Here is a 13,932-nt window from a genome sequence, read left to right on the forward strand (position 1 = left end):
CTGAAAAAAACTTTTCTCAAAAAAATGCAATCCGGTAGCCATGCGGCCTCCAGATCGGCATCGCTGTTTTCTGGCCCGGAGCGATTCGTCGCCGCTGTTTTCAGCAGGTTTCAACGGGCCAGCATCTGGCCGTGCCGCGCCAGATTGATGTGCCACTCCAGCGCCCGCTCGATCAGGTGCGGAGTGTGCCCGCCCCTGGCACAGGCGGCCTCGAAGTAGGCATTCAGGGCGCTGCGATAGTCCGGGTGCACGCAGTTGTCGATGACCACTCGCGCCCGCTCCCGTGGCGCCAGTCCGCGCAGGTCGGCCAGGCCCTGCTCGGTGACCAGGATGTCCACGTCGTGCTCCGTATGGTCGACGTGACCGGCCATCGGCACCACGCTGGAGATGGCCCCGCCCTTGGCGATGGACTTGGTCACGAAGATCGACAGATGCGCGCTGCGGGCGAAATCCCCGGAGCCGCCGATGCCGTTCATCATCCGCGTGCCACCGACATGGGTGGAATTCACATTGCCGTAGATATCGAACTCCAGCGCCGTGTTGATGCCGATCACCCCCAGCCGCCGCGCCACTTCGGGATGGTTGGAGATTTCCTGCGGACGCAGCACCAGGCGGTCCTTGTACTTCTCCAGGTTGCCGAAGACCCGCTGGCCGCACTCGCCCGACAGAGTGATGGAGCAGCCGGAGGCGAACAGCAGCTTGCCGGCGTCGAACAGTGCGAAGGTGGAGTCCTGCAATACTTCAGAGTACTGCACCAGGTTGTTGAAGGGCGCATCGACCAGCCCGTGCATCACCGCGTTGGCGATGCTGCCGACACCGACCTGCAAGGGCGCCAGGCTGGCGCCCAGGCGGCCCGCTTCCACTTCCTGCTCGAAGAAGGCGATCAAATGGTCGGCGATGGCCTGGGTTTCCTCGTCCGGCGGCAGGATGGGCAGGGCCGTCTCGGGCGTGTCGCAGATGACGATGGCGGCGATCTTCGCCGGATCGATGGCGATGGCCGGGGCGCCGATGCGATCGTCCGGCCTGACCAGGGGGATCGGCGCGCGATCGGGACGGGTTTCCGGGATGTAGATATCGTGCAGCCCTTCCATGTGCGGACTACAGGCGAGGTTGAGTTCGACGATCACCTGCCGGGCGAACGCCGCGAAACTGGCCGAGTTGCCCACCGACGACGTCGGCACGATATGGCCCTGCTCGGTGATCGCCACCGCCTCGATCACCGCGACGTCCGGTGCCTTGAGTTGACCGTGGCGGATCTGCTCGATCAGTTCCGAGAGGTGCTGGTCGACGAACATCACCTGGCCCTCATTGATCGCCCTGCGCAGCACGGGATCGCCCTGGAATGGCATGCGCCGGGCGAGCAGCCCGGCCTCGCTCATCAGCCCGTCGAGGCCCCGGCCGAGGCTGGCGCCGGTGACCAGGTCGATCTTCAAGGGATGCTGTCTGGCGCGCTCGACCAGCGCCAGGGGAACGGCCTTGGCGTCGCCCGCGCCGCCGAAACCGCTGATACCGACGGTCATGCCGTCCTCGATCAGCAGGGCCGCCTCGGCGGCGCTCATGATGCGATCGTTCAAGGAAGACAAACGGATACGCTCGGAGTACATAAAAACCTCGTGATCATTATAGTTATTTGCCGAAGAAGCCTCGCTGCACCGACACGGTTCGCTGCCGCCCATGGCAAGCCCCGGCCTGGCCGCGCGGGCCGCAGCAGGGTCACATGTTCGGGTAATTAGGCCCGCCGCCTCCTTCGGGGGTCGTCCAGACGATGTTCTGCGCCGGGTCCTTGATATCGCAGGTCTTGCAGTGCAGGCAGTTCTGCGCGTTGACCTGAAAGCGCCAGCCCTCCCGCTCGTCGCCGCTCACCTCGTACACACCCGCCGGGCAGTAGCGCTGGGCCGGCTCGGCATAGCACGGCAGGTTGCTGGCCACTGGAACCTCGGCATCCTTCAGCACCAGGTGGCAGGGCTGATTTTCCGCGTGGTTGGTATTGGAGAGGAATACCGAGCTGAGCTTGTCGAAACTCAACAGGCCATCCGGTTTGGGATAGGCGATGGACGAGAAGTCGGCGGCGGGGCGTAGCCGGGCATGGTCCTCGTCCCGGTCTCGCAGGGTGATCGGCAACTGGCCGGAAAACAGGCTCTGTTCCAGGAAGTTGAAGGCCCCGCCGCCCAGGGCGCCGAAGCGATGCAGCGCCGGGCCGAAGTTGCGCGAGCGATAGAGTTCCTCGTACAGCCAGGAAGCCCGGAAGCGCTCGTCGAACGCCTCCAGCGCCCGGCCGCCTTCGTCGCCGTCCACCAGCGCCTCGAACACCGTCTCCGCCGCCAGCATCCCGGACTTCATCGCCGTGTGCGTGCCCTTGATCTTGGCGAAGTTCAGGGTTCCCGCCTCGCAACCGATCAGCAGGCCGCCCGGGAACACCATCTCGGGCAACGCATTGAAGCCGCCCTTGGCGATCGCCCGCGCCCCGTAGGAGACCCGCTTGCCGCCTTCCAGGTAGTGCTTCAGCACGGGATGGTGCTTCATCCGCTGGAATTCGTCGAACGGACTGAGCCAGGGGTTGACATAGTTCAGGTCGACGATCAGCCCGACCACCACCTGGTTGTTTTCTGCGTGATAGAGGAAGAATCCGCCGCTGGCATCCCCTTGCAGCGGCCAGCCGGAACCGTGGATGACCAGGCCGGGCTGGTGCCGGGCCGAATCGATGTCCCACAGTTCCTTGATGCCGAGGCCGTAGTGCTGGGGATCGGCGTTGCGCTCCAGCTCGAAGCGCCGGCGCAATTGCTGGCCCAGGTGGCCACGGCAACCCTCGGCGAACAGCGTGTATTTGGCATGCAGCTCGATGCCCGGCTCGAAGCTGTCCTTGCGCGAACCATCGGCGGCCACGCCCATGTCGCCGGTGGCCACGCCCTTGACGCTGCCATCCTCGCGGTAGAGCACCTCCGCGGCGGCGAAACCGGGGAAGATCTGCACGCCCAGCTGTTCGGCCTGCTCGCCCAGCCAGCGCACCAGGTTGCCCAGGCTGGCCACGTAGTTGCCCTGGTTGTGCAGGGTCTTCGGCACCAGCGGATCGGGTAGCCGGATGGCCTGCCCGGCGCTCTTCAGCAGGTACAGCCGGTCCTCGCTGACCGGCGTGTTCAGCGGCGCGCCGCGCTCCTTCCAGTCCGGGAACAACTCGTCCAGGGCACGCGGCTCGATCACCGCCCCGGAGAGGATATGCGCGCCCACCTCGGAGCCCTTCTCCACCACGCAGACCTCCAGTGCCCGCTCCTGTTCGGCGGCCAGTTGCATCAGCCGGCAGGCCGCGGACAAACCCGCCGGCCCGGCGCCGACGATCACCACGTCGAACTCCATCGATTCACGCATGGCTCGATCCTCCTCGAAGACCTTGTTGTTGTCGTAGTCGTAGGGTGGGTTAGCCGAACCGCGGCGTAACCCACCAAGGATGCCGACAGGCATCCCACTGCCAGCCTGACGGCCGGTCGGTGGGTTACGGCCTGCGGCCTAACCCACCCTACGGACTGCCGTCACAGCTTGCGTTCCAGCTCGGGAATGGCTTCGAACAGATCGGCCACCAGGCCGTAGTCGGCGACCTGGAAGATCGGTGCCTCCTCGTCCTTGTTGATGGCGACGATCACCTTGGATTCTTTCATCCCGGCCAGATGCTGGATGGCCCCGGAGATACCGACGGCGATGTACAGGTCGGGGGCGACGATCTTGCCGGTCTGCCCCACCTGCCTGTCGTTGGGCACGAAGCCGGCGTCCACCGCCGCCCGCGAGGCGCCGACCGCCGCGCCCAGCTTGTCGGCCAGCCGCTCCAGCAGGGCGAAGCTCTCCCCGCTGCCCAGCCCGCGCCCACCCGAGACGACGATGCGCGCGCTGCTCAATTCCGGACGTTCGGAAACCGCCACCTGCTCGCCGACGAAGCGGGCGGAATCGCCGGCATCTCCGGCGAAGTGGATGGATTCGATGGGCGTGCCGCCGCCTTCGGCCGGCGCGGGTTCGAAGGCGCTGCCGCGGACTGTCAATACCTTCACCGAATCCAGGGATTGCACGGTGGCGATGGCGTTGCCGGCATAGATCGGGCGGCGGAAGGTATCCGTCGACTCGACGCCGATCACCTCGGAGAGCTGCGCCACGCCCAGCAGCGCGGCTACGCGCGGCAGCAGGTTCTTGCCGCTGGTGGTCGCCGGCGCGACGATATGCGAGTAATCCTTGGCCAGCTCGACCACCAGGGGCGAAACCTTCTCCGCCAACTGCTGCGCGAGGCTGGCGTCGTCGGCCAGCAGCACCTTGGCCAGGCCGGGAATCCGCGCGGCCTGCCCGGCCGCCGCCCGGCAATCCCGGCCGGCTACCAGTAGATGAAGTTCCGCACCGATCTGTGCGGCGGCCGTGACGGCATTCAGGGTCGCGCTTTTCAGGGTGCGGTCGTCATGCTCGGCAATGATAAGGATAGCCATCAGATCACCTTCGCTTCGTTCTTCAGTTTTTCCACCAGCTCGTCGATGCTGGCCACCTTGATGCCGCCCTTGCGCTCGGCGGGCGCCTCGACCTTCAGCAGGCGGGTATGCGCCCTGGGCTGCACACCCAGCTCGGCCGGCGTCCTGACCTCCAGCGGCTTCTTCTTGGCCTTCATGATGTTGGGCAGGGAGGCGTAGCGCGGCTCGTTCAGGCGCAGGTCGGTGGTGACCACGGCCGGCAGCGACAGCGACAGGGTTTGCAGGCCGCCATCAATCTCGCGGGTCACCTCGACCCGCCCGTCGGCCAGCTTGAGCGCCGAGGCGAAGGTGCCCTGCGGCAAGTCCAGCAGCGCCGCCAGCATCTGCCCGGTCTGGTTGTTGTCGCTGTCGATGGATTGCTTGCCGGTGATGATCAGTTCTGGCCGCTCGGCCTCGACCACCTTGGCCAGCAGCCGGGCCACCTCCAGGGATTCGGGAAAGTCCTCGGTCTCGATGTGGATGCCCCGATCCGCGCCCAGAGCCAATGCGGTGCGAATCTGCTCCTGGCAGGCCTTGGGCCCGACCGAGACCGCCAGGATCTCGGTGGCGAGGCCGGCTTCCTTGAGGCGCACCGCCTCTTCCACGGCGATTTCACAGAAGGGGTTCATGGCCATCTTGACGTTGGCCAGGTCGACGTCGCTGTGGTCGGGCTTGACCCGCACCTTGACGTTGTAGTCGATCACCCGTTTGACGGTTACCAGTATTTTCATCGCAGCCGTTCCCTCGCCCCCACTCGATGCGGGGACGTGTCTGTCCACGCGGGGGCCTGGAAGCCCTCGCGGGATCGATTTCAGTGGATTGGAAGGGTGTCAGAGCCCGGACTGATGGCGCGGCCGCGCCATCAGTCCCGGTGCCCCGGCGGAACGCCGATCAGAACTGATCCTCGTCCAGCGCCATGATGCTGGCGCTGCCCGCCTTGATCGCCGCCAGTAGCGCGCCCGTCCTGGGCAGCAGGTGCTCGGCGTAGAAGCGCGAGGTGACCAGTTTGGCGTTCAGGAAACGCGCATCGCCGCCGCCGGCGTTCAGCAGGGCCTGGGCCCTGAGGGCGGACTTGCCGAGTAGCCAGCCGCCGCTCAGGTAGCCAAACAGCAGCAGGAAGTCGACGCTGACGCTGCCCGCCAGGGACGGGTCCCGGGCGGCGTTGTCGAGCAGGAAGCGGCGCGCCTCGCGGCCCGCCTCGAGAGCGTTGCGCAGGGCGTTGGCCTGGACGGCGAAGCGTTCGCCACCGGCCTCCAGTTGCTGGAGCGTCTCGCCGATCTCTTCCAGCAGATCGGCCAGCAGCGCACCCTGGTTAGCCAGCGTCTTGCGGCCTACCAGGTCGAGCGCCTGGATGCCGGTGGTGCCTTCGTAGATGGTGAGGATGCGCGCGTCGCGGTAATGCTGGGCCGCACCGGTCTCCTCGATGAAGCCCATGCCGCCGTGGATCTGGATGCCCAGCGCGGTCACCTCCTGGGCCAGTTCGGTCAGCCAGCCCTTGACGATGGGCGTCAGCAGCTCCACGCGGCCCTGGTGGCGGGCGGCGTCCGCGCCGTGGGCGCGGTCGGTCTCGGCGGCGGCGACCAGCGCCAGGGCGCGCATGGCCTCGTTGGACGCCTTCATCTGCAACAGCATGCGCCGCACGTCCGGGAACTTGATGATGCTGAAGCGGCTGCCGTCCTTATTGGTGCCCTGCAAGCGTTCCTTGGCGTAGGGCAGCGCCTGCTGGTAGGCGCGCTCGGCAACCGACAGGCCTTGCAGGCCAACCGCCTGGCGGGCGTGGTTCATCATGGTGAACATGTAGGCCAGGCCCTTGTGCGGCTCGCCCACCAAGTAGCCCACCGCGCCTTCCTTGTCACCGAAGCTCATCACGCAGGTCGGGCTGCCATGGATGCCCAGCTTGTGCTCCAGGGACACGCAGGCGACATCGTTGCGCACCGTGAAGCGGCCTTCCCGATCCGGCAGGAACTTGGGCACGATGAACAGCGAGATGCCCTTCACCCCGAACGGCGCATCCGGCAGGCGCGCCAGGACCAGATGGGCGATGTTTTCGGTCATCTGGTGATCGCCCCAGGTGATGAAGATCTTCTGGCCCGTGATCAGGTAATGGTCGCCCTGGGGCACGGCCTTGGTCTTGACCGCCGCCAGGTCGGAGCCGGCGTCCGGCTCGGTGAGGTTCATGGTGCCGGTCCATTCGCCGCTGACCAGCCGGGGCAGGTAGCTCCCCTTGAGCATGTCGGAACCATGATGGGCGATGGACTCGATGGCGCCCTGGGTGAGCATCGGGCAGAGGGCGAAGGCCAGGTTGGCCGAGTGCCAGATCTCGTTGACCGCAGTGCCGACCACATTGGGCAGGCCCTGGCCGCCGAACGCCTCGGCGGCGGTCAAGGACGGCCAGCCGCCTTCCTGGAATTGCCGATAGACGTCGGCGAAGCCGGGGGTTTCCTCGACGCCGCTCTCGCCGAGCCGCACGCCCAGGGTATCGCCGGTCCGGTTCAGCGGTGCCAGCACCTCGGAACCCAGCTTGCCGGCCTCGGCCAGGATCGCCGAAACCAACTCGCCGTTGACGTCGCTCAGGCCGGCATCGGCGCAGAGCCGGTCCAGCTCGACCAGTTCGTTGAGGACGAATTCCGCATCGCGGTAGGGGTGGATGTAATCGCTCATCTTGTTGTTCTCCTTATCTGCACGCTGAAGGGGTGGGGCATCACCGCCGCACCCTCAGAAATAGTTGCGGCCGGCCTTCAGCCGCGCCCGGAAATCGTCCGTCAGTTGGTAGAGACCGCCGTGCCGGGCGTGCGCCTCGGCCTGGCGGGCGAAGGTTTCCAGGCCCAGGGTGTCGATATAGCGCAGCGCGCCGCCCCGGAAGCGGGGGAAGCCGAGGCCGAGGATCAGGCCCATGTCCACCTCCTCCGGCGTCTCGACGATGCCATCTTCCAGGCAGCGCACGGACTCCAGGCAGAGGGGGATCATCAGCCGCTGGACGATCTCCCCATCCGACACCTCGGCAGACTGGCGCACCTGTTCGGCGATCAGCGCCCGGATGGCGGCCGAGGGCTGTTTGCTGCGCCGACCATCGGCATCCACCCCGTAATCATAGAAGCCCTTGCCGTTCTTCTGACCGAGGGAGCCGGCGGCCAGAAGCTGGTCCATGATCGGCTCGCCATCGTGGCCCATGCGCTCGGGGAAACCCTCCTGCAGCACATGGTCGGCGTGCACCATGGTGTCGATGCCGATCACGTCGGCCAGGTAGGCCGGGCCCATCGGCCAGCCGAACGCCTCCATCACCCGGTCGATCCGCTCGAAATCCACGCCGTCCTTGAGCAGCCGGTTGAAGCCGTTGAAGTAGGGAAAGAGGATGCGGTTGACCAGGAAGCCGGGGCAGTCGTTGACCACGATGGGCGTCTTGCCCATGGCGGTGGCGTAGGCCACCGTGGTGGCGATGGCGGCTTCGCTGGTGCGGCGGCCGCGTATCACCTCCACCAGCGGCATCAGGTGCACCGGGTTGAAGAAGTGCATGCCGCAGAACTGCTGCGGGCGCTTCAGGTGCTCGGCCAGCAGGTCGATGGAGATGGTCGAGGTATTGGAAGACAGCACGGCGCCCCCGCCGATCAGCCCTTCCACCTCGGCCAGCACCGCCGCCTTCACCTTGGGATTCTCCACCACCGCCTCGACCACCAGATCGACCTGCTCGAAATTCCGGTACTCCAGGGTGGGCGTGATGCGCTCCAGCACCTGACGCTTGCCGGCCTCGTCCAGGCGGCCCTTCTCCACCTGCTTGTCCAGTAGCCGGCTGGCCGTCTCGAAGCCCAGGTCGAGGGCGTCCTGGCGGATATCCTTCATCAGGATCGGTGTACCGCTGGAAGCCGACTGGAAGGCCACCCCGCCGCCCATGATGCCCGCGCCGAGCACCGCGCCCAGGCGTACCGAATGCCCCTTGGCGGCCCAGCCCTTGGCCTTCTTCTTGATCGCCTGATCGCTGAGGAACAGCCCCACCAGGGCGCGGGCGGCATCGGACTTGGCCAACCGGGCGAAGGTGTGCGTCTCGACCTCCAGCGCCTCCCGCAACGGCAGCGCGCTGTGGCGGACCACCGCTTCGACGATGGCGCCCGCCGCCGGATAGCGGGGATCGAGCTTTTTCCCGTAGGCCTGGGCCAGCGCTTGCAGTTTCGCCGGCGATTCCGGCGTCTGCTCGATGGGCTGCTGCTTGCGCGCCCGGTTCTTGCGGTAGTCGTGCTCGCCATCGGCGGCGGCCTTCAGGAACGCCAGCGCCTCGGCCCGCAGATCCTCAGCGATTCGGTCGACGGCGCCCAGCTCCAGGGCCTTCTTCGCCGCCTGGGGCTTGCCGCCGGTGGCCCACTCCAGCGCCGCCTCGGCGCCGATCAGCCGGCTCAGGCGCACGGTGCCGCCCCAGCCGGGGCAGATGCCCAGCGTCACTTCCGGCAGGCCGATCCTGGCATCCGCCGCCAGAATGCGGAAATCGGCGGCCAGCGCCAGCTCGAAGCCGCCACCCAAAGCCAGGCCGTTCACCGCGGCCACGGTGGGGAACGGCAGGTTTTCCAGGGCGAGGAACAGTGTATGCGTGTGCCGCCCCCACTCCACCACTTCGCTTTCTTTCAGGGCGAAGAGCTGGGTGAACTCGGTGATGTCCGCCCCCACCACGAAGGCCGGCTTGGCGCTGGAAATCAGCAGCCCCTTGACGCCCGCCCCGGGCCGGGAGACGAGCTCGATGGCCTCGCCCAGCTCGCTCAGGGTCAGCTTGTCGAGCTTGTTGACCGAGGAGCCCTGCAGGTCGAGCACCAGCTCGACCAGTCCCGAGCCGAGCGCCTTGAGGCCGATTGCCTTTCCGCTATACATGTCGAATTCCTTGTTATGCGAATGGTTTCGGGTATCGAACAGCTATGACCTGTCCAGATCGCTAAAACCCATCTCTTGTTGTCGGATCAAGACCAGCGCACGACAGATAAAGCTTGACGACTTCGGTAATGTCCATTGCCGCCAAGCAGTCGATCCGGATGCTTTCAAATAGCTTCCATGCTCACCGATAGGCCATGTACATCTAGCTAGTCAGACGGTGTCTTGTACTGGCATGGATTCATAGTTAGTCACTAATTGAGTGAAAAGAATCGATATCGACAGGCAATCTTATGTTTATCGACTTGCTCTTTACTGGCTGCTAGCTTCAGCTCCGGCCCTTCATTCGGCAATAACGAATCCAGTCCGATACTTGACATTAAAGGACAGTATGAACCGCATATTTCTTTACAATTTTTGCCCCCACAGCAATCCTTCAGCCCCGTTGACCGAACAAGAAAAATGAGTATCGAGCGCTATTCCATTTCCGTTCATTTCGCGCAAGTGGTGATAAAGGCAGCCAGAAAAAAAGGGCTCGACGAAGAAAACTTGCTCAAGGAAGCGGGAATCAGCCGAAAACTGCTCGACAGCTCGCACCTGCGAATCACTTCCGATCAGTTCAGCCGTCTGATGCTGGCCATATGGCGGATGGGTGACGATGAATTCATGGGGCTGGCCCCGTATCGCTCCCGGCATGGAGTGTTCGCCCTGATGGCCAGGCAAGCCGTCGAATGCCGCACGCTCGGCTCCGTCTATCATCATCTCAGCCGCTTCTACAATCTGGTGAACGATTCGCTGCGGCTGGAGCTCAGGATCGAAGGGGGAGATGCGCTCTTTTCCATGACCCTGGCAGATCCCGGGCACGATCCCGACTATCTGTTCAGGGAATTCTTCATGCTGCTCTGGCACCGTTTTCCCAGTTGGCTCATCGGCCACCGGATTCCGCTGAAATACATCACCTTCGAATATCCCGAACCGAAACATCTGGCCGAATATCGCCTCATGTTTCCCTGTCCTGCCCGATTCAACGAAAACAGCAACTGCTTCGTCTTCGGTATCGAGGCCCTCGATGCCCCCGTGGTGCAGACCCCAGCTACACTACGCACCCACCTGAAGCGCGCACCTCTCGACTGGTTCATACGCCAGGCCTATAACTCCGCATACACGAGAAGCGTGCTGAATTACCTGGAAAAAGCCACGGATCTGGCCAGTACCAATATCGGAGAGATCGCGAACGAATTGCACCTGACGGAAAGAACGCTGCGGCGGAAACTCTCTCTGGAAGGCACCAGCTTCCAGATCATCAAGGACGGCATTCGCCGCGACATGGCCATCCACTACCTGAACCAACCATCGATCTCGATCATTCAGATATCCCGCCAGCTTGGCTTTTCTGAACCCTCGGCCTTCACTCGAGCGTTCCGGCAATGGACGGGCGAATCCCCGAAGACCTATCGGGATGCGGCCCAGAACAAGAAGTAGGGAGCAATTGCATGTTCTTTATAAAGCCAGTTTCCGAGTGGTTCCCCGGGTTCTCCAAGACGCCGGATCGGAGAATAATGCGGCAGACACTCACCAGACCGGAACCGAGGCATTCATGACAGAGCAAACCAGGCCGCAACCGAACCAACCCTCGACCCACACGGTATTACTGATCGAACTGGCCCTGGCCATGGGCGGCTTCGGTATCGGCACAGGAGAATTCGCAACCATGGGGCTAATGCCAAACATGGCCCAAAACCTGGCTATCAGCGAACCACAAGTGGGGCACGTAATCAGCTCTTATGCCCTCGGCGTGGTGATCGGTGCGCCATTACTGGCAATTCTCGGCGCCCGGCTGCCGCGTCGTCTTCTGCTGATGCTATTGATGCTGTTCTTCGCCATCGGCAATTTCGCCAGCGCCATGGCTCCAGGCTATGAATCGCTAATGCTGTTCCGCTTCATCGCCGGCTTGCCGCATGGTGCCTATTTCGGTGTCGCATCGCTGGTGGCTGCCTCCATGGTGCCGCCCCACAAGCGCGCCAAGGCCGTCAGCCGAGTCTTGGCGGGGCTGACGCTCGCCATGCTGATCGGTAACCCTATCGCTACCTGGCTCGGGCAACTGCTGAGCTGGCGCTATGCCTTTGGCATGGTCGGCGCTATCGCCCTGGTGACCACGGTGCTGGTATTTATTTTCCTGCCACGCAATGCCGAAGCAACCCATAGCAACCCAAAAAGCGAAATCCAGTCGTTCAACCGCTCTCAGGTATGGCTCGCCCTGGGCATCAGCTCGATCGGCTTCGCGGGCATGTTCTGCGTATTCGGCTATCTGGCTCCGACTCTGCTGGAAGTAACCGGCGTTAGTGAAGGTTGGATTCCTTTTGCTCTGGCAGCCTTCGGCCTGGGCGGTATTTCTGGCAACCTGGTCGGTGGCTGGCTGTTCGACAAATTACAGTTCAAATCCATTTCACTGATATTGGTCTGGAGCATCATCGTATTGCTGCTGTTTCCGCTGGCCGCACAGTCGATCTGGAGCATGCTGCCGGCCATCTTCGCAGTGGGCACCATGGTCTCGCTGTCTCCTGCCTTGCAGACCCATTTGATGGATGTGGCCGTCGGCGCGCAGAACCTGGCAGCTGCCTCCAATCACGCCGCCTTCAATGTCGCCAATGCCTTGGGTCCATGGCTCGGTGGCCTGGCGATCTCGGCCGGCCTTGGCTGGACCTCTACCGGCTATGTCGGGGCGATCACAGCGGCCGGTGGGCTGGCGATCTTCTGGTGGGCCTGGAAAGACCAGGCACGTTATAGCGAAACGGCACAACGAGAAGAAGGCTTGGCGGAAAACGCTTGATCCGACTCGTCACGCGCTCGCCTTCAAGTCTCGAAGCCGTGCAATCTGTCATTCGAGGCTTGAAGAACTGACGGTGTTTCATACATGACCAGGCAAGACACGCTCCCTGGCGAATTCACCAGGAATCGTTCTTGCAGCATGAACTGCTTCGGTGCAATCCAGGTGCCGAATGGTCGTATTTACTGCATTAACGGAACTTTCCACATGCCTGATAGCTCACCCAGACTCGCATACCACGCACTTGGTGCCATCCTGGCATGCGTAGTAGTCAACTTCCTGCTGCGCACCTTCGTGAAAATCGGTGGCCCCATCGCCTCCCTACTGTTCGCAACGCTGATCGCCATAGGTATGGCTTTCGCCTTCCACTGGCAGGCCCACCGTGGGCCTACTCCCAGCGAACGCAGAGGCTTGGTGGCCCGTTACGCTTTAGGGCTCGGCGCGCTCTACACCGCCCTGCTTGTGATGATGGAGAATCAGTCTACGCATGGCCTGGTCGGGCTATTGGTGTTCTTCCTGCACTATGCCTGCTATCCGGCAATGGCCTGGATCGCCTTGGCACCGCGCTGGTTCAAATCGTGATTTCCCCGTAAGGCAACTCTAACTCCCAAGCGACACCATAAATCCTTGGCAAGAAAATTGCTTAAAAAAGAAAGGAATATGGAGAGTCGCAGTATGCGCAAAGCAGTAAATATCGAGCAGATATTTGTTACATCCATTTGTAAATCTTTCTTTTTTTATTGATTCCGAGAATAGAAAAAATTACCGCAATGGCTCACGAGCTCTTGCTTGCCAGACTCGTTACTCAAAAACCACTATAAAAAATGCCGACAACCAATACTAAAGTAGTAGACAAATACCGCCACAGATATTGTGGTCATACGTCCATTACATTAACGTTGCGCTGGCTAACTATTAAAAAGCGGCAGAATGCCGCACAAGAAATGTCTCGTAGTGATCGATTTCTGCCTCCACTACCACTGTCAAGAGACAACGACCGCCTTGCCCATGAAACCTATGGAACGTGCCTTGATGAAACGATATCCGATTTGCGCCTTGCTGATCGCCCTTACCGGCTGCGCTGGGTCTCAGAGCGATCCAGCTCTGGACGCCACGCTCAAGACATTCCAGACAGCCCCTAAAAAAGCTGGCATCTATGTCTATCGTAATGAAACCGTCGATGCCGGATTGAAGATGAACGTGATGGTCGATGGCAAGTCCATCGGCAAAACCGTCGGTAAAACCTATCTGTACCATGAAGTAAAACCTGGCAAGCACACTATCACGGCCGAAGCGGAAAATACCGATACGCTGGAAGTGGACCTGCAACCCGGCACCATCACTTATATCTGGCAGGATGTGAAAATCAGTGCTCCCTACGCCAAGAACAAACTGCACATCATGGATGAAGATGAAGGCCAGAAAGGCGTCATGGAAACGAAGCTGATCGTAGGCCGATAACGTTATCGAGTCAGATCAGACCTTGCCTACTCGAGCTTGCAGGGTAAAAAGCAAAGGGCGATTCGAAAATTCGAATCGCCCTTTTTCATTTATATTCCAGATTGCTGCCAACCAACTTTACTTTGCACCTAAACCGAAGCCTTGTGCCGGTGTTCGGTGACCCAGCCGTTTTTTCTCGCCCCACATATCATGCATTCACTGTACATGGCATGCGGTTCTTGTAGATGCTGCATTGGGCCTCCGCAGCTGGGACAACCACCATCGCTATTACCGCTTCGCCAGTGGATATACAGCCAGAGCCTGTAAAGCCCCCAGATCGCA

The 13,932-nt window shown here is 62.4% G+C and carries 10 protein-coding genes; 4 read left to right on the forward strand and 6 right to left on the reverse strand.

Annotated features, from left to right (window positions below; genetic code table 11):
* Positions 1 to 110: 110 nt before the first annotated feature.
* The 6 genes from FHR87_RS16115 to fadB form a co-directional block, all read right to left on the reverse strand.
* Complete coding sequence (locus FHR87_RS16115; RefSeq protein WP_183167763.1) at positions 111 to 1,604, reverse strand: acetyl-CoA hydrolase/transferase family protein; 1,494 nt, start codon at positions 1,602 to 1,604, stop codon at positions 111 to 113.
* Between the two features lie 109 nt (positions 1,605 to 1,713).
* Positions 1,714 to 3,363 (reverse strand): electron transfer flavoprotein-ubiquinone oxidoreductase, encoded by a 1,650-nt coding sequence (locus tag FHR87_RS16120; RefSeq protein ID WP_183167789.1) that lies wholly within the window; start codon positions 3,361 to 3,363, stop codon positions 1,714 to 1,716.
* A 161-nt stretch (positions 3,364 to 3,524) separates the two neighbouring features.
* Positions 3,525 to 4,457, reverse strand: coding sequence for an electron transfer flavoprotein subunit alpha/FixB family protein (locus tag FHR87_RS16125; RefSeq protein ID WP_183167764.1), 933 nt, complete (start codon positions 4,455 to 4,457; stop codon positions 3,525 to 3,527).
* Positions 4,457 to 5,206, reverse strand: coding sequence for an electron transfer flavoprotein subunit beta/FixA family protein (locus tag FHR87_RS16130; RefSeq protein ID WP_183167765.1), 750 nt, complete (start codon positions 5,204 to 5,206; stop codon positions 4,457 to 4,459). The genes FHR87_RS16125 and FHR87_RS16130 overlap by 1 nt, the downstream gene beginning before the upstream one ends.
* Before the next feature lie 160 nt (positions 5,207 to 5,366).
* A complete protein-coding gene (locus FHR87_RS16135; protein ID WP_183167766.1) occupies positions 5,367 to 7,136 on the reverse strand; it encodes an acyl-CoA dehydrogenase C-terminal domain-containing protein in 1,770 nt (589 codons plus the stop codon).
* A 54-nt stretch (positions 7,137 to 7,190) separates the two neighbouring features.
* Entirely contained in the window at positions 7,191 to 9,326 is a 2,136-nt protein-coding gene (fadB, locus tag FHR87_RS16140; RefSeq protein WP_183167767.1) for a fatty acid oxidation complex subunit alpha FadB, read from the reverse strand.
* Between the two features lie 459 nt (positions 9,327 to 9,785).
* Here fadB and FHR87_RS16145 point away from each other — a divergent pair, with 459 nt between their 5' ends.
* The 4 genes from FHR87_RS16145 to FHR87_RS16160 all read left to right on the forward strand — a co-directional run bounded on the left by FHR87_RS16145 (position 9,786) and on the right by FHR87_RS16160 (position 13,611).
* Positions 9,786 to 10,805: an AraC family transcriptional regulator gene (locus tag FHR87_RS16145; protein ID WP_183167768.1), complete on the forward strand. Its 1,020-nt coding sequence runs from the start codon at positions 9,786 to 9,788 to the stop codon at positions 10,803 to 10,805.
* A gap of 115 nt (positions 10,806 to 10,920) precedes the next feature.
* Positions 10,921 to 12,153, forward strand: a complete 1,233-nt coding sequence (locus FHR87_RS16150; RefSeq protein WP_183167769.1) for an MFS transporter — start codon at positions 10,921 to 10,923, stop codon at positions 12,151 to 12,153.
* Between the two features lie 204 nt (positions 12,154 to 12,357).
* Entirely contained in the window at positions 12,358 to 12,732 is a 375-nt protein-coding gene (locus FHR87_RS16155) for a hypothetical protein (protein ID WP_183167770.1), read from the forward strand.
* Positions 12,733 to 13,182: 450 nt separating this feature from the next.
* The gene (locus FHR87_RS16160; RefSeq protein ID WP_183167771.1) at positions 13,183 to 13,611 is read left to right on the forward strand and encodes a DUF2846 domain-containing protein; all 429 of its coding nucleotides are present in this window, start codon (positions 13,183 to 13,185) and stop codon (positions 13,609 to 13,611) included.
* Positions 13,612 to 13,932 lie beyond the last annotated feature (321 nt).

It is taken from the genome of Azomonas macrocytogenes (genome assembly GCF_014191985.1).
Classification (GTDB): Bacteria; Pseudomonadota; Gammaproteobacteria; order Pseudomonadales; family Pseudomonadaceae; genus Azomonas; species Azomonas macrocytogenes.